Source organism: Clostridium sp. YIM B02555, from assembly GCF_022320955.1.
GTDB lineage: Bacteria > Bacillota > Clostridia > Clostridiales > Clostridiaceae > Clostridium > Clostridium saccharoperbutylacetonicum.
On sequence record NZ_JAKJJY010000007.1, the window covers coordinates 132,705 to 150,196 of the forward strand.

Annotated in this window: 18 protein-coding genes and 1 pseudogene; 18 read left to right on the plus strand and 1 reads right to left on the minus strand. The window is 27.7% G+C overall.

The window, feature by feature from the left end; all coding sequences use genetic code 11:
* Positions 1-11 precede the first annotated feature (11 nt).
* Entirely contained in the window at positions 12-404 is a 393-nt protein-coding gene (locus L3B98_RS12165) for a (deoxy)nucleoside triphosphate pyrophosphohydrolase (protein ID WP_238916812.1), read from the minus strand.
* 321 nt (positions 405-725) lie between these two features.
* On the opposite strand from L3B98_RS12165, the gene L3B98_RS12170 reads away from it, so the two are divergent.
* The 18 genes and pseudogenes from L3B98_RS12170 to L3B98_RS12255 all read left to right on the plus strand — a co-directional run bounded on the left by L3B98_RS12170 (position 726) and on the right by L3B98_RS12255 (position 17,274).
* Positions 726-1,409: a hypothetical protein gene (locus tag L3B98_RS12170; RefSeq protein WP_238916813.1), complete on the plus strand. Its 684-nt coding sequence runs from the start codon at positions 726-728 to the stop codon at positions 1,407-1,409.
* A 12-nt stretch (positions 1,410-1,421) separates the two neighbouring features.
* Positions 1,422-1,889, plus strand: a complete 468-nt coding sequence (gene hxsA3, locus L3B98_RS12175; RefSeq protein ID WP_238916814.1) for a His-Xaa-Ser repeat protein HxsA3 — start codon at positions 1,422-1,424, stop codon at positions 1,887-1,889.
* A 19-nt stretch (positions 1,890-1,908) separates the two neighbouring features.
* Positions 1,909-2,322 (plus strand): His-Xaa-Ser system protein HxsD, encoded by a 414-nt coding sequence (hxsD, locus tag L3B98_RS12180; protein WP_238916815.1) that lies wholly within the window; start codon positions 1,909-1,911, stop codon positions 2,320-2,322.
* A gap of 4 nt (positions 2,323-2,326) precedes the next feature.
* Positions 2,327-2,524 (plus strand): hypothetical protein, encoded by a 198-nt coding sequence (locus tag L3B98_RS12185; RefSeq protein ID WP_238916816.1) that lies wholly within the window; start codon positions 2,327-2,329, stop codon positions 2,522-2,524.
* Positions 2,525-2,530: 6 nt separating this feature from the next.
* On the plus strand, positions 2,531-3,589 hold the full coding sequence (locus L3B98_RS12190; protein WP_238916817.1) for a hypothetical protein: 1,059 nt from the start codon (positions 2,531-2,533) through the stop codon (positions 3,587-3,589).
* A 16-nt stretch (positions 3,590-3,605) separates the two neighbouring features.
* A complete protein-coding gene (gene hxsC, locus L3B98_RS12195; protein WP_238916818.1) occupies positions 3,606-4,727 on the plus strand; it encodes a His-Xaa-Ser system radical SAM maturase HxsC in 1,122 nt (373 codons plus the stop codon).
* Positions 4,727-6,169, plus strand: a complete 1,443-nt coding sequence (hxsB, locus tag L3B98_RS12200) for a His-Xaa-Ser system radical SAM maturase HxsB (protein ID WP_238916819.1) — start codon at positions 4,727-4,729, stop codon at positions 6,167-6,169. Before hxsC ends, hxsB begins: the two co-directional genes overlap by 1 nt.
* Positions 6,170-6,285: 116 nt before the next feature.
* Positions 6,286-6,873, plus strand: coding sequence for a DUF4236 domain-containing protein (locus L3B98_RS12205; RefSeq protein WP_238916820.1), 588 nt, complete (start codon positions 6,286-6,288; stop codon positions 6,871-6,873).
* Positions 6,874-7,378: 505 nt separating this feature from the next.
* Entirely contained in the window at positions 7,379-8,008 is a 630-nt protein-coding gene (locus L3B98_RS12210; protein ID WP_238916821.1) for a class I SAM-dependent methyltransferase, read from the plus strand.
* A gap of 40 nt (positions 8,009-8,048) precedes the next feature.
* Positions 8,049-8,357 (plus strand): nucleoside triphosphate pyrophosphohydrolase, encoded by a 309-nt coding sequence (locus L3B98_RS12215; RefSeq protein ID WP_238916822.1) that lies wholly within the window; start codon positions 8,049-8,051, stop codon positions 8,355-8,357.
* A 241-nt stretch (positions 8,358-8,598) separates the two neighbouring features.
* Positions 8,599-11,130, plus strand: a pseudogene (locus L3B98_RS12220) (DEAD/DEAH box helicase family protein).
* Between the two features lie 190 nt (positions 11,131-11,320).
* Positions 11,321-12,601: a toll/interleukin-1 receptor domain-containing protein gene (locus L3B98_RS12225; protein WP_238916823.1), complete on the plus strand. Its 1,281-nt coding sequence runs from the start codon at positions 11,321-11,323 to the stop codon at positions 12,599-12,601.
* 336 nt (positions 12,602-12,937) lie between these two features.
* Entirely contained in the window at positions 12,938-13,156 is a 219-nt protein-coding gene (locus L3B98_RS12230; protein ID WP_238916824.1) for a hypothetical protein, read from the plus strand.
* Between the two features lie 263 nt (positions 13,157-13,419).
* Positions 13,420-13,590: a hypothetical protein gene (locus L3B98_RS12235; RefSeq protein WP_238916825.1), complete on the plus strand. Its 171-nt coding sequence runs from the start codon at positions 13,420-13,422 to the stop codon at positions 13,588-13,590.
* 80 nt (positions 13,591-13,670) lie between these two features.
* Positions 13,671-14,063, plus strand: coding sequence for a TIR domain-containing protein (locus L3B98_RS12240; RefSeq protein ID WP_238916919.1), 393 nt, complete (start codon positions 13,671-13,673; stop codon positions 14,061-14,063).
* A gap of 71 nt (positions 14,064-14,134) precedes the next feature.
* Positions 14,135-15,478: a hypothetical protein gene (locus tag L3B98_RS29110; RefSeq protein ID WP_238916826.1), complete on the plus strand. Its 1,344-nt coding sequence runs from the start codon at positions 14,135-14,137 to the stop codon at positions 15,476-15,478.
* Positions 15,479-15,521: 43 nt separating this feature from the next.
* Complete coding sequence (locus L3B98_RS12250; protein ID WP_238916827.1) at positions 15,522-15,959, plus strand: TIR domain-containing protein; 438 nt, start codon at positions 15,522-15,524, stop codon at positions 15,957-15,959.
* Between the two features lie 259 nt (positions 15,960-16,218).
* Positions 16,219-17,274, plus strand: a complete 1,056-nt coding sequence (locus L3B98_RS12255) for a toll/interleukin-1 receptor domain-containing protein (protein ID WP_238916828.1) — start codon at positions 16,219-16,221, stop codon at positions 17,272-17,274.
* The last annotated feature ends 218 nt before the right edge of the window (positions 17,275-17,492 follow it).

Below are 17,492 nucleotides of genomic sequence, written 5' to 3' on the forward strand. Positions count from 1 at the left end.
TTAAACTGAAATTATTTATCCAATAATTTATTTATGGTTGGAATATCAGCAGGAGCCCAAGTTAAGCTCTCTAGATAATCCTTAGCAAGCCAAAGTAGCTTGGCATGTTCATTAGCCTTAGGAGTACCAGCAACTAATTTACATTTTACAGTTATCAAGTTAACTATAACATTGTCATATTCATGAGTGTTATCATAAAATACATCTATAAATTCAATTGTGCAATCAAGCTCTTCTTTTATTTCTCGAACTATAGCATCACCAATACTTTCACCTTGTTCAATTTTCCCACCAGGAAACTCCCAAAACTTTCCTAGTGACATATCCTTTGAGCGTAAAGCACATAGTATTTCGTTATTTTCATTTTCAATTATTGCGCCGACAACCTTTACTGTCTTTTTCATTTATAATCACCTCTAAATAATAGTAGCATATGGGAAAAAATAAATCACTATGGATATTACTAAAACTTTACCTTATGAGGATGAAAGTATATTATTATTGATATTAAAATGATGAACAAAAAATTAGGGTTAAGAATTAATTTAATTATAAATTTCAATAAGTATAGAAACATAAATAGAATTAATAATTACTAGATTGATCTATGATATAATCTTATATTTTATAAATTTGAGAAAAAATGGAGTTTTAATATTCTGTTTTTAGTATTATAATGTATATTATGGTTAATTATGATATTTTAAGTAGAAAGGGGAAAAATAATGGATGTTTTACTAGGAATAATTTTCTTTTTTAGCTTTTTAGGATTGATAGGTACAACGTTAATTTTTATATACTCAAAATTTAAGAGAGATAATAAGTTTGAACCTAAAAAGTTATTAAAGATAATAAAGGGATTAGCGATTGTTTTTGTAGTATCATTAGTTCTTGGAGGCATGGTAGGAGGTCATAATAATGACACTAAAGCAGTACAAGCACAAGCTCAGCAAGAACAAAATGATGGAAATGTAAAAGACAAAGCAATTAATAGTGGAAAATATACTGGAACACTTAAGAATGGGAAAAGAGAAGGTGATGGAACATTTACAGCTTCAAATGGAGATACTTATAAAGGTGAGTGGAAAGATGATAAAATGAATGGACAAGGAATTTTAAATTATGCAAATGGGGATGTTTATTCAGGAAATTATGAAAAAGGATTAAGATCAGGAAAAGGAACATTTACCTGGAAAGAGAGTAAAGATACATATAATGGAGACTGGAAAGCCGATACAATGAGTGGGCAAGGCGTTTATGAATTTGGTTCAGGTGAAAATGTAGGAGATAAGTATAATGGTGAATGGAATAACAACAAAATGGAAGGAAAGGGTACATATACTTTTAAAGATGCAAAAACTTTAGCTGGAACATGGAAAGATAATAAATGCATTTCTGAAAGTAGATAGGAGGTGATACATATGGCGAAAATTAATTATCCTAAAATAAATAAAAAAATTCAAGATTTCATATATGAAGAGGAAGGTAATATAAGTAGAGATAAAGTACTGTTTATTGGATCAATGTTAGTTATTCTAGCAGCAATGATACCGTCAAAGGCATTTGCAGCGCACAGATCTCATGCATCACATGCTTCACACACATCATCAGCAGCACCAAGTGGACATGCATCTCACGAATCACATGCATCGCATGTATCATCATCTACAGGAACTAATGATTATGGCACTAACTCAAGTACATCAGGGTCAAGTAATTCAGGTGCAACTCAAAGTAATTCAAATTCAGCAGTATCCAGTTCTTCAAATAATGCTAGTACAAATACTGAATCATCAGCAAATACGAATGCAGCTTCAAAAGCACCTGCTGAAACACTAGCAAAAGCACCAGGAACACCTAAAGCACCAGATGCAACACCTGATTTTTAGTAGAAAGTAGAGAAAATATATGAGTGATAAATTAACAAAGGAAAATTATAATTCTATAGTTTTTTATATTAACAAAGATATATATAATGTTAAAACTATAATGAAGGCAGCATATAGTTTTATAGAAGATTTTTATATTTTTTTGAATTATGTAGATAGCAATATTGAGGTTGTTTTAGAAAGTAAAGAGCAAAAGAGCAGCGAAGAAATGAAAAAATACAAAGGTGAATTTCATAATGAATTATTAAGGCAGAATGTTAGGTTCATTGTTGCGAAGGATACAAAAAATATTAGGGAATTAGTTATGGGAAGAGCCTTATATGATACATGTATTGAGTATGATGAGCCAAAAGAAGAAATTGAAGAAAATAGTTCAAGGTTAAAGGATGAGTTTGATATATTAGTAAATTGGTTTGATAAAAATGAGGGGTAGTGTTATGCAGCAAATTGAAATGAGTTTAGTCATATATAGTAGGGGCATAATACTAGAAGGCTTCGAGGAATTTAAAAAAATAGTTAAAAGTAACATAGAATTTAAAGAAGATAGAGCCATAGTTACATTTGAGGCGGATGATGAGTATGTTATGAAAGAATTTTCAAATTATGTAATAGCACTAAGTGCTGCAGAGGTATAGCAGAAAATGATAAACAACATATATTTAACTTTAATAATATTATTTCTTATAAGCATTAGTGTAATAACATTTATTACTGACTTTAATTATGGAAAAATTCTAAACAAGCATTTAGGATTGTTCATGAAAATAGGGCTTATAATCCAACTTTTATATAGTATGTATTTGATATTATATGAAAAGCAAATTTTTAATTTTAGCGGATATATAATAAATTTATTAATAGGCACATTGATTTCAATTTGCCTATATTATTTTGATATTTGGGGAGCTGGAGATTCAAAGTATGTAATTTTAATACTTTTAGTAGAACCAATAAATATTTTTCAAAATAATGGAGTTATTGCTTTTCAAGGATTAATGCTTTATATTTTCACATTTACTATGGCTCTTATATATTTATGCGGTGAGAGTTTATATTTCTTTTATAAGGAAGTTCCAACTTTAGAACGTGAAAATTTTTTTAGGACCATTAATATAAAAGAATTTTTATTAAAGTGGTTATACTCCTTTTCAATTATAACAATTATTTATAAAATAATTGATTTAGTATCAAGAGGATTTTTAAACAATAATGTTTTAATTATTAGGTTTTTAGTTGTTATTCTAATGTTCTACTTTTTAGATAAGATGAAGAAAAAAGGAGTAGTTGTTATTACTGTTATTTTAGCTGTAGTAGCAACTTTAGTTGATTATTTCATAAAAGGATATAGTAGCGGAATTATTATAGATTATAAGATATTATTTTTGGTTTTAATTATTATAATTATTAGAAATTTATGCTCAAGATACAATTATAAAAAAATAAAAACAATTTCAGTAGAAGAAGGGATGGTACTTTCAGCTGGCACCTTTATTGGATTTATAAATTCTAGAGTTAAGGGCCTGCCTGCATTTAAATCAGAATCAATCCATTCAAGGATAACTGTAGAAGAAGCAGAAAGTGTTAAAAGATGGGCAAAAAGTAAATACGGACAGGAACACATTTATATTGTAAGACAGATTCCTTTTGCAGCATTTATATCACTTGGGGCGACTCTAAGTATTTTGCATTTCATAATATAAATAAGGAGTATATTAAATGGAGTTAGTAGGAAAAATCACATATGATAATTTAGAAATAGAAGATAATTGCATATTAGTTATAAAAGATAAGGATTATGAGGAGTTTAAACCTGGATTTTTAGCTTACATATTAGAAAGTAATATACTACCTAAGGAACTAGAAGCAGATCTTTTAAGAAAGAGTGTTAAATTTGTTAGTGGGATTAATATAAGCAAACTAGTTTCTGGAGATGTAGTGAAAATAAACGTAACGAAAAATTCTTTGAAGGTTTTATATAAAGCTAACGCTTCAGAGCAAATTATTTTAACAACTAATCAATGCAATAATAATTGTATAATGTGTCCGGATTCAGATGGAATAAGGAGTATACGTCATAATGCTGATGTAAATATTATAAAATTAGCTATTAAATTGATGGATGATAATACTAGATATATATGTATAACTGGTGGAGAGCCTACCTTTTTAAGAGAAGAGTTATTTCATATTTTAGATATATGCAGAGATAGATTCCATAATACTGAATTTGTAATGTTAACCAATGGAAGAACTTTTTATTATGAAAATTATACTAAGGAATTTATAAAGCATTGCCCAAGTAACATTATTATAGGAATTCCACTTCATTCTCATAAGGAAGATGTACATGATGAAATTACAAGGGTTAAAGGGAGTTATGTACAAACAGTTAATGGAATGAAAAATTTATTGAGATACAAACAACTTGTTGAAATAAGAATTGTAATAAATAAACTAAATTATTTAGATTTGAACAATATAGCAAAGATGATTACTAGAGAATTTTCTGATTGTTATAGAGTAAACTTTATTGCTATGGAAATACTGGGTAATGCATATGCAAATCGTGAAGAAGTCTGGGTTGATTTTATTGATTTTAAAGAACAATTAGAAATGGCATGTTTGACTTTGTTATCTAGCGGAATTCGTGCCTATATCTATAATATTCCATTATGCTATATCGATAAAAAGTTTTGGAGTATTACTAAAAAAAGTATAACAGGCTACAAAGTTAAATATGGAGAAGAGTGCGAAGGGTGTACAGTAAAAGAAAAATGTGGAGGCTTCTTTTATTCCACTAAGAAATTTAAAAACTTAAAGGGAATAGGTATAGTATAATGGATAATTTGACTAATGCAGATTATAAGATAAATTACTTTAATTTTGAAGAAATGAAGGATAAGTTCTTAATTACTAATGATTTAGGAAGATATTTATTTATTGATAAAAATCATATGAAGAGCATACTTAAACAGGATTTTAATATTCCTAAAGCTCAGCTTAAATCTTTAGAAGATAATTATTTTATCTATAAGGATAAAGAGGTATTTATTGAAAAAGCTTCAAGTAAACTGAGAAAAATGAAGAATTACCTTAATGATGGGACGCAATTGTATATATTTGTTTTAACGACTTTTTGTAATTTAAGCTGTATATACTGTCAGGCATCTGCGTACAATAAGGCAGAAAACTGTGGAGATAATCATAAATTTATGACAAAAGGAATAGCTAAAAGAGCAGTTGATATTGCCCTTCAATCTCCATCTATGAATTTGACCTTTGAATTTCAAGGAGGGGAACCACTTGCAAATTTTGAAGTTATAAAATATATTGTAAGCTATTCAAAAGAAAGAAACAAAGAATTAGGAAAAGATATATCCTATTCAATGGTTTCTAATTTAACATTAATAAATGACGAAATGATAAACTTTATTATTGAAAATAACATAGGGGTATCTACATCTATTGATGGACCAGAAACACTACATAATAGAAATAGAAAATATAATAAGGGAAATAGCTTAGAAATAACAAAAAGCAAACTAGAGCTACTTAATAAAGCATCCAATTTTTCAAGATCAGTACAAGCTATACAAACAACAAGTAAATTTAGTCTTGATTATCCAAAAGAAATTGTTGATGAATATGTGTCACTTGGAATGAATTTAATTTTTGTCCGCCCACTAACTCCAATGGGATATGCAGCAAAACATTGGGGAGAAATTGGATATACAGCAGAAGAGTATTTAAACTTTTATAAGAAAACCTTAAATTACATAATAGAGCTGGCAGTTAAAGGCGTAAATATAAAGGAAGCAAATGCAGTAATCTTATTAAAGAAAATCCTAAACAATGATCCAATAAACTATATGGAATTAAGATCACCTTGTGGAGGATCTATAGGACAGCTTGCGTATAATTATGATGGAAATATATATACCTGTGATGAAGGAAGAATGCTTTCAGAAATGGGAGATGAAAGTTTTAAACTTGGTGATGTATATAAAAATACCCTAAAAGATTTAATAAAAAATCCGGTATGCAAAACAGTAGCTGTATCCTCATGCCTTGAAGCAATTCCAGGCTGCGAGCAATGTGCATATAGCCCATATTGTGGAGTATGTCCAGTTTGTAATTATGCTCAGTATGGCAATTTGTTTGCTCCGAATGTTAATTCTTATAGGTGTAGAATTTTTAAAGGGATGCTTGAAATTTTGTTTGAGAAGATTGAAGATAATGATGGAGAGGTTATAGAAATTTTTAATGAGTGGATTAAGTAATATTAGGATTATAGAAAAATTTATTTTGTTAATATAATTATTGAGTAAAGAAAATACTTTATTATTCAGATGAGAAGCATGGAATTTTTAATATTATAAAATAGAGGGGGATTTATATGGGGGTTAGGTTTAGAAAAAGTATTAATTTAGGTGGAGGATTTAGAGTTAATTTAAGTCAATCAGGAATTGGCTATAGCTGGGGGATTCCAGGATATAGAATAACTAAAACTGCAAATGGAAAGGTTAGACAAACAGTATCAATACATGGAACTGGGTTTAGCCATGTAGAAGAAAGTAAATCGAAAAAAATTTCGGATAAAAGACAGCTAATAAATGAACAAAATGATATGGAATATATTTCGATTAAGTCTGCTTCAATAAAGAATTTTCAAAGTGTAGAGTATTCACAATTTATTGAAGGTATAAAACATATTGAAAAATCAGAGCAAAATCATAAGTATATAATGATAGGTATAGGATTAAGTGGTACAATGACATTAGTTTTTGGGCAGCTAGCTATAGCTATATTATTTTTTATGGCATTAATATTTAAATATTCAATTCATCCTAAAACAAAGATAAAATTAGAATATATTAGTGATGATTTAATTATGAAAAACTATAAAAATGTAGTTGAAAAATTGAAACAATTAAATAATGCTGATGGGAAGTGGCAGGTAAATCAATATTCAAATGTTTCTTAACCTCGAAGAAAATATGAAGCAGGTGCATCTCACCTTCTAAAGAGAATCCCTATTGTAATTAAAAATGAAGCACCATCATTTTTTGATACGGATATTGATATTATACAAGTATGCTTAAATCAAGAAAAACTTATATTTCTTCCAGATAAAATTCTAATATTTAAGGATAATGATATAGGCGTAATTAATTATAATAGCATTTCTATTAAACTTGAGCCTTCTCGCTTTATTGAAAATGGACATATACCAAGAGATTCAGAAGTCATAGATTATACATGGCAATATGTAAATAAAAATGCCTCCCTTGATAGAAGATTTAGCAATAATAGACAGTTGCCTATATGCTTATATTATGATATATATATATCCTCTGTGGAAGGATTAAACATTAATCTTCAAGTTTCAAATTCTGTTATTGCAGAAAGAGTTGTAGATGCAATGAAAAGTTATTGTAGAGATTAGTTTATTTGTTAAGAAAGAAATTAATGCAATTAGGAGAAAGTCAATGTATAATAAAAAGTTTTGGGATAATATTTATAAAAGTAAAATAGTAAATAAACCATCCTATGATTTATGGTTAAATAGATACACAAATATTTTGGAAAAATACAAGAATGAAGAAATAATTGATTTAGGATGTGGGATAGGAGCAGATACTTTATACTTAAGTGAAAAAGGGTATAAAGTGGTTTCGTGTGATTATTCAGAAGAAGCTTTAAAGAAATTAGAGGAAGCTATACCAAAATCAAAAACAATTCAAATGGACATTTCAAAAACTTTGCCTTTTGAGGATGTAAGCATAGGCCTAATAATAGCAGATTTATCTCTTCATTATTTTGATGATAAAACAACCAAAAATATAGTTAATGAAATAAGAAGAGTATTAAAACCTAATGGATATTTAATTGGAAGAGTAAATTCTATAAAGGATTTTAATTTTGGGGCAGGATGTGGAGAAGAAATAGAAAAGAATTTCTATTTGACAGAAGCTGGATATAAGAGGTTTTTTACTAAAGAAGATATACAGGTTTACTTTAGTGATTTTGTAATTGAGGTTTGTGAAGAGAATAGTGTTTTGAAGTATGGAAATGAAAAAAAGGCAATTGAATTTATGGTAAGGAAGCATTGGAAGTAATCTAAATTTAAATAAATAATTACGAAAAGAGTGAGAAGCCATGAAAACATATAATAAGTTAGTTAGAGACAAAATCCCAGAAATAATAAAAGCAGATGGAAGAGAATGTGATACTGCAATTGTAACTGGAGATGAAAAGTACAAGCTTTTGGAAGCTAAATTACAGGAAGAAGTTAATGAGTTTTTAGAGGATAAGAATTTAGAGGAATTAGCTGATGTAATGGAAGTATTGTTTGGACTTGCTGATAGCTTAGGATATAGTGAAGGAGATCTTTTGAAGGCTAGAGATAAGAAGAAAGAGGAACGTGGGGGCTTTAAGGAAGGGATTGTACTTAAAATTGTGAAGTAGTTCTTGAATTGCTATCGTATATATATCATTTTAAATTAGTTAGCTTTAAATAGAAATAAGGCTAACTAATTTTTTTATTTAAATAACATAAAAGAGATGTGATAAAACTCATAATCCTTAGAATATTCACATATTTTTATTAAATTTGGAAATTTATCATATATGGCAATAGAAATAATATTGTTATTATGGTAAAATACTCATATAAAAAGCAGAAAATGGGATTATTGAGGGGAAAATTATGAGAAGTTCTAAAATGCTTGAAGATGAAAAGATAAATATAAATGCAAAGGAAGCAGTTTTAACTGATGAAGGCACAGATATAAATAAGTTTAGAAATGTAAGTACAGGAAATGAAAATCACTTATACATTAAACTTAGAGAAAGCATTAAAAATGCAAAAGCTATTGATATAATAGTTTCTTTTCTTATGGATTCTGGAGTGAAAATGATTTTAGAGGATTTGAAAGAAGCCATAGATAGAAATGTAAAAATAAGAATTTTGACAGGAAGTTATTTAAATATCACATCTCCCTCTGCGCTCTATATGCTTAAGCGAGAACTTAAGGATAAAGTTGATCTACGATTTTATAATGTGCATAACAAGTCATTCCACCCTAAATCTTATATTTTTCATACTGAAAAAGATAGTGAAATTTATATTGGATCATCCAATCTTTCAAAAGGAGCCTTAACTGATTCTATTGAATGGAATTATAGATTCTTGCGTTCACAAAATCCTGAAGATTTTAATGTTTTTTATAATGAATTTGAAAATTTATTTCTGAATTATTCTGAAATTATTGATGATGCTGTAATGAAGAATTACTCAAAAAACTGGAAAAGACCACAGGTTTATAAGGATCTTGAAAAAGCTAAAGAAAAGGTTGCTGAAATAGAACCAAAAGAAATTGATGGAAATAAGATTATAGAATTTTTTGAACCAAAGGGAGCGCAGATTGAAGCTTTATATGAATTGGAAAACTCAAGGAAAGAAGGATTTGATAAAGGTTTAGTAGTAGCAGCTACAGGAGTGGGAAAAACATATTTAGCAGCATTTGATTCTATTAAGGCTGAAAGAGTTTTATTTGTAGCACATAGAGAAGAAATAATTAAACAGGCAGCTACAAGCTTTAAAAATGTCAGAAAATCAGAGGATATTGGCTATTTTTATAACAATATTAAGGATAAAGATAAATCAATGATTTTTGCATTGGTACAAACCTTGGGCAAGGATGAATATTTGAATGAAGAGTATTTTAAAAGAGATTACTTTGATTATATTGTAATTGATGAATTTCATCATGCAGTATCAAATAATTATAGAAAAATTATAGATTATTTTACACCAAAATTCTTGCTTGGATTAACTGCAACACCTGAAAGACTTGATTCAAAAGATGTATTTTCTATTTGTGATTATAATACAGTTTATGAAATAAGGCTTAGTGATGCAATTAATAAAGGATATCTTGTACCTTTTAGGTATTATGGAATCTATGATGAAACTGTTAATTATGAAAATATTGAATTTAAGAACGGGAAATATAGTGATAAAGAATTATAAGATGCATTGATGCTTAATAGAAGAGGCGATTTAATTTTAAATCACTATAAAAAATATAATTCAAATAGAGCATTAGGTTTTTGTACATCAAAAAAGCACGCAGAATATATGGCTAAATACTTTTGTGAAAATGGTATAGATGCTGTAGCAGTATATAGTGGAGAAAATGGAGAATATTCAAGGGATAGAACAGATGCATTGAATAAACTAACTAAGGGAGAAATCAAAGTGATTTTTTCAGTTGATATGTTTAATGAAGGTCTGGATATACCATCAATTGATTTGGTTATGTTTTTAAGACCAACACAGTCACCAACTGTATTTTTGCAGCAATTGGGGAGAGGTCTTAGAAAGCATAAAGATAAGAAGTATTTAAATGTTTTAGATTTCATAGGAAATTATAAAAAAGCTGATCTTTTACCATTCTTATTAAGTGGAAAAGCTTATTCTAGAATTGAAGTTAAAAAAGGAATATTCAACGAAGAAGAGTATCCAGAAGACTGTAGAGTAGATTTTGATTTTAGAATTATTGATGTATTTAAGAAATTAGCTGCTAAAGAAATGAATATCAAAGATAGGATTTTAGAAGAATTCTTAAGAGTAAAAGAAGTTGTAGGACATAGACCAAGCAGAGTTGAATTTTTCAATAATATAGATGATGAAATATATTCAGAAATAAAAAGAAATGATAGAAAACTAAATCCTTTTAATGATTATTTGAGCTTCTTAAAAGAAAACGGAGAATTATTTGAAAGTGAAGAAGCTTTATTTAATAGCATAGGACATGACTTTATTAGAATGATTGAAACTACAAAGATGAGTAAGAGCTATAAAATTCCTGTTTTTCTTGCATTTTATAATGGGGGGAATGTGAAGATGGAAATTGATGAAGAGGATGTCTATAGGAGCTTTTATGAGTTTTATTGGAAGGGTAGTAATAAGGTGGATATGCTTAGGGATAAGGGGACGGCAGATTTTGAAGCGTGGGACAAGAAGAAGTGGGTGAGGTTGGCTAGGGAGAATCCGGTTAGGGCTTTGGTTAGGAGTGAAGGGGATTTTTTTATGAGTAGTGAGAGTGTTTTGATGGAGTTGAATGTAGATATGCAAGATACTGTTGGTAATTATGAATTTACAAAACATATGAAGGATGTTATTGATTATAGAAGCATTAGGTATTATGAGGAAAGAAGTTTTGGTATACATTAATAATATATCCTAATTATGTTATTAACAAATACTTGAAAATTCACATACTAATAATATCTATCCTGCATATTTGGATTTTATACAAATTACAATAACATAGACCTAATTTGTATATAATTTTTCTATAACTACAGTTATATTTTAAGGACAAGTTAAATTAATTATATTATATACTTTTATGAGGTGAAAAATGATGAAAAACAATTTATTAAGTTTAATTAATCAAATTGATGACATAAAAATGAATTTCCACATTTCAAGTGGCACAGGTGTAAATATTATTTATGATACTTTTACATTTGCTGACTGGAAGCAAGAAGTTCAACTTGAATTACAAGATATTTACGACCAGACGAAAGATAATTTTATATGGGATACCTTGATAAAATTAAAACAAGGATTTAATGGTTGGAAGGATGAAAGAACATTTAATGAAGTTTCGGGAAGTTTAAATGCAATCAAAAAAAATATTGATAAATATTATCCTTTAGAAATAGCACGAATAAAAGGAGAAATTACTATGCAACAAAAAAGTCCTAAAATATTTATTAGTCATTCTAGTTCTGATAAGGAGTATGTTTCAAAATTAATTGATTTATTAGAAGGTGTAGGATTAAATCAAGAACTTATTTTCTGTTCATCTATTCCAGGTTATGGCATTCCATTGGATAATGATATTTATAGCTACCTAAAACTTCAATTTGAAACTCACAATCTTCATGTTATTCTTGTGTTATCAGATAATTATTATAAAAGTGTTGCATGTATGAATGAAATGGGTGCTGCCTGGATATTACAAAATAGATATACAACTATTTTGTTGCCTGGATTTGAATTTACAGAAGTTGAAGGAGCTATAAACCCACGACAAATTGGATTAAAACTTGATAACGAAGTAACCGAGGTTAAAGAAAAACTTGGTCAGTTAAAAGATTGTTTGTTGAATGAATTTGGATTGTCTTCTATTCCAGATATACGCTGGGAACAAAAAAGAGATTTATTTATTAACACTATAACTACTCAATGTTTTAAAACAAAAGTTAATGAGAGTACATACATAAATCTAACTACTAATGAGAAAGACAATAATTTTTCTAACGATGTAAAAGTTAATATAAGAAAGAAGATTGAAAAATCAGAAGAAGATTTAGATAATATTCAGAATAAAACAGATGAAGATTTATCTATAATTTTAGGCGATAGTAAAATAGAAGCTGATTCTGTTAAATCATTTTACAGAAAAATATTTGAGTATTTAATTATGAAACAGATTGATTTTGATAGTATCGTACCTTTTAAAACAGGTAATAAAAGGTATCTAATTAATAAAGAAAATAAACATATAAGTGGTAGTAAATTCTTTTCACCAATTCAAATAGAAAGATATTATATAGAAACGCATAAAAGCAAAAATAATGCAAGATTAGATATAATTAAGTTTCTAAATGCATTAAGTCTAGATGTTCAGTAAGTTTAACTATATAAAGGGATATACGAATTTTGTAATAAGCTGAATTTCAAATTATTCATAACAAAGAATATGAATCAGATAGTAAAAAGAAGTGTAATTACTTAAAATTAAAGCATTAAAAACATTTTCTGATTATGTTGGAAATATTACAAAAGAAGGTTCTAATCCCTAGGATTCAACGAGGGAGATATTAGTCCACATAGTACAAAGTACTAGAATAAATTGGTAAAAAAATTTAAGAAAACTTACTATAATAATATAACTGCATTTTCAAATGTTAAACAGGAAATAGATTTTAAGTTTATAAATGAAATCGAAGAAAAAACTTAGTCAAGGATGGAAGCTAAGAAAGGGATATTTAAAGAAGAATATCCGGAAGATTGTAGAATGGATTTTGATTTTTGGATTATAGATGTATTTAGGAAATTAGCAGATAAAGAAATGAATGTTAATGATTGCGTAAGAGAAGAATTTTTAAGAGTTAAAGAGATACTAGATCATAGACCAAGAAGGGTTGAGTTTTTTATAATATTGATGATGAGGTTTAGACGGTAATAAAGAAGACAAAAGTTCTTTGAATCCTTTTAATGATTATTTGTGATTTTTTAAAAGAAAATGATGAACTATTTGAAAATGAAGAAGCTTTATTTGGTAGCAGATGACATGACTTTATTAGAAAGCTTGAAAATACAAGCATGAGTAAGGGGTATAAGAGTCATATTGTCATTGCTTTTTATAACGGGAGAAAGGTTAAGATGGAAATTGATGAAGAGGGTGTTTGTTGGATTTTTTATGAATTTAATCGGGAGGGGTCTAATATGGTGGATATGATTAGATGTAATAGGACGGAAGATTTTGAAAGTTGGGATAACAAGAAGTATGTGAAACTTGATAAGGATAATCCTGTTAAGTTTTTAAATAGTTGCAAAAATATTAGTTGCAAGCTAATAAAAACGGCTAATCATAGAATAAAATGTAGTATAATGTAACCAATACTTAAAGTTATAATTTATGTAAAAAATAGAATAATCAAATTTAGGAGGCTAAAATATGGAAAGCAAATATTTTTATATCTCATCGGTGGGCAGATGATGATGATTATACTAATTTAACAACAAAACTTAAAGAAAATGGATTTGAGTTTTTAGATTATTCTGTTCCAAAACATAATCCATTAGATGTAGAACGTGTAAAAGAGATAGAAAGTGAACTTAGAGAGCAAGTTCGTCAATGTAATTACTTTATTGTTTTTGCTAAAATGGCAATGAATGATAGTCATTGGTGCAAATATGAGGTTGAAGTTGCAACGGAGTTTAACAAAACTATATTATCAGTAAAGCCATTTGCTTATAAAGGAAACATACCAACATATATTCAAAATGCTGATACTGAAGGTGGACCAGTAGGGTTCAATACACCTTCGATAATTAAGAAAATTAAAGAAAATTTGGATAAAAAGTAAGCTATACAAATTTTCATAGTGGATCAATTTATCAATGATAATAAAAAATATAAGGGATGGAGGATAAAAAGGTGGACTATTCGAAAATATGTTTTGTAGTAATGCCATTTGGTACGAAAACAATAAAAACTAAAAAGCAAAAAAGCAGTTTGTTTGGATTTATACACTTAAAAAATGATTATGCAATAAGTATGGATTTTGATTATATATACAATAACATTTTTGTTCCTGCAATACAAAGTGTAAAATTACCTGAAGGTGGATTTCTTACAGCAAAACGAACAGATAAGGATTTCTTTTCGGGTGATATTAGTCAGGAAATGTTTGAATATTTGGAATACTCAAGGTTAGTTCTAACTGATATAACAGGATTAAACCCAAACGTTTTTTATGAACTGGGCATTAGGCATCATTCTAGACCAACAGGGACTGCTATTTTTAGATTATTAGAGGCACCAATACCATTTGATATTAATCATATTAAGGCATTTCCTTATTGTTATGATCCTCAAGAACAGATAAAAGAATCAATAGAATTAGTCAAAAACGTTTTACTAGATACATTAAAATATAATAAATTAGATAGTCCTGTTCAGGTTGCGTTAAAATCTCAGCAGAATAATTATGTATTTGAGACGTTACTAAAAGATGCTGAAAATGCATTGCGTAATAATGATAATAGTATAGCTTTAGAATTATATAAAAAAGCTTTAAACATTGAAAAGAACAATATATTACTCAAAATGAGAATGGGTATAATATACAAAAATATTGGTGAATGGGAAAAGGCTTTAGAACAATTTACTCAAATATGTTACATTGAGCCCAATTTTTATGAAGCTCATAAGGAAAAAGGGATCGCAGAAAATAAATTATATTATAGAAATCCTTCATTATTTCAAGTAACTGGAGAAGAAAGTTTGAGAAAAGCAATAAATTTAAATGATATTGATTTTGATGTTTACGCAAGTTTAGGAGGGATTTTAAAAAGAAAAGAAAAGTATAAAGAAGCTCTAGAAATGTATAATAAATCAGTTGAACTATCTCGAGGAAATTCATATCCGCTATTAAATGCTATTAAGATTAAAGCAAAAATTGAAGGATATTTAAGTATCGATGAGAAAACTAAATTTTATTTAGAACGCAGTAAAATGTATTTAGAAAATCAAATCAAAAATACTCCTCCATATAATACGCCATGGAGTTATTTTGATTTGTTTGAGACATCTCTTTTTATTGGTCAAGATGAAAGTAGTTTAATTACATATATAAAACAAGGAGTAAACTATTGTAGTGATTGGTGGGAAATTAAAACATTCATGGACTCATTTAAATTAATTGAGGAAGTTCAAAATAAACCAAATTGTTATAATGAAATTATAAATTTTTTAATAAAATGCAAAGAAAATTTATAAATAATATTAATGTAAATTTATGAAAAATAGGAGGAGTAAATAAATGAATACAAAGAATCTTTTTTTTAGTTATTATTTCAAAAATAGTAATGAATATGGTGATATAATCCAGAAGCTTAAGGATAGAGGTTATTTTGATTTCAAAAATGGATCGTTGAATGAAGAGAATCCAGCCCAAACAACATCTCAAATTAAGAATGATATTAATGCAAAGATAGATTGGGCAGGTACAGTAGTAGTTATTATTGGACCAGGAACATATACTAGATCTTGGGTTAATTATGAAATTGATTATGCAGCAGAGAAAAATAAAAGAATTGTTGGTGTTTATTTGTATGGTCAGTCATCTTCAAAAATACCTTCGAGTTTACGTACATTAAAAGATAATGAATATAAAGAATTAGCACTTGTTAGATGGAATACCGATAGCATAGTTAATGCTATCCGAGGTACCAATTCATGGGATGAGGGGGATAAATAGGTATTAATACTTAACTTGTTTGCTTTAAGACTTTGCTTAAATAGGTGAAGTCTTTTTGAATTAATATTTTGAAAATATATTTTTGTAGTAACCAAACAAGTCCAAGTATATATGAAAATTAATGATTTGTAGTTATATTAAAAAAAATACAACTATAAATAAATCGATCGTATTGTATTTTTATAAGAAGTTATAATATTATGAAAAATACCGCATTATATAGTACGATTTATTTAGAGATATAGAAAGGGGCGTAACAATGGATAAGAAATTAAAAAAAATATTCTTAAGCCATTCAAGTAAGGACAAAAAAATAGTGTCATATTTTATGGATGATATATTAATAGGTGTGTTAAGTTTTAGTCATACTGATATATTTTATACATCAGGAGATGGTACAAAGATCGAATCAGGAGAAAATTGGAGAGATTCTATAAAAGAAAATATAGCACAGTGTGAAGTAATAATATTATTTATTACACCTAATTATAAGCAAAGTGAAGTATGTTTAAATGAAATGGGAGCAGCATGGGCAAGTGGCAAAAAAGTATTACAATTAATAGTATATCCAATTACTTATAATAATATCGGAGTTATAATGGATGTTTCACAAATAGAAAAACTAAATGATGAGACTAGTTTAGATAGAGTGAGAGACACAATACAGGAAATATTCAAAGGTAGAGAATTTGACATAAAAAGCGATAGATGGACGAATAAAAAGCAAGAATTTCTACTGAAATTAGAGAATTACTTTGAGGAAAACCCTTTCTTACCAATAGTTTCAAATGAAACTTATGATTCTATGGAGAAGCAATGCTCAAACTTGAAAAATTTGAATAAGAAATTATTAAAGGAAAATGAAAAATTAAATGACATAATAGAGAGCTTAAAAGAATTAAAAGATAAAGAACAGGTTAAAGCAGTGCTAAAAGATGATGATGCTATTAAAGTTGAAGATAAATTTGAAGAAATTATTAAAAATATAAGAGAAGCAACTAAGCAATTTAAACCAGTTATAGTAACTATAATATATAATAATTATTGTAATAAAAATTTACATTTTACTTATCAATATAATAAGGAAGAAATAGATCAAGCAATAGCAAGAGGATATATAGATGAAGAATATGATGTAAATTGGAGTAGTTATAAACTTGTAGAATTAGAGAAGTACCTTTTAGAATTATCTCAGTTATTGAAAGAAAATGAAGTATTATGCCTAGAACTTGAAGAAGAATACAAAATAGATATTAATATAAATAATTTAGATTTTTGGGAACAAATAATACAGACAAAAATGTACTATGAATAATAGTATTTTCAATAGGTAGATGAATATTATACGGTATCACTTGAATGAATTGTTATTTTAAGAGGGAATAAAAAATAAGGAAGATTTAATTTAATTATAAAATATTTAAGATAATAGACAATAATGATTTGCTATCAACAATAATAATGTTGCTTTATCTAATAATGCATAGATAAATAACAGAATGAAAGATTTATAGTATTATATAGATATTAGCA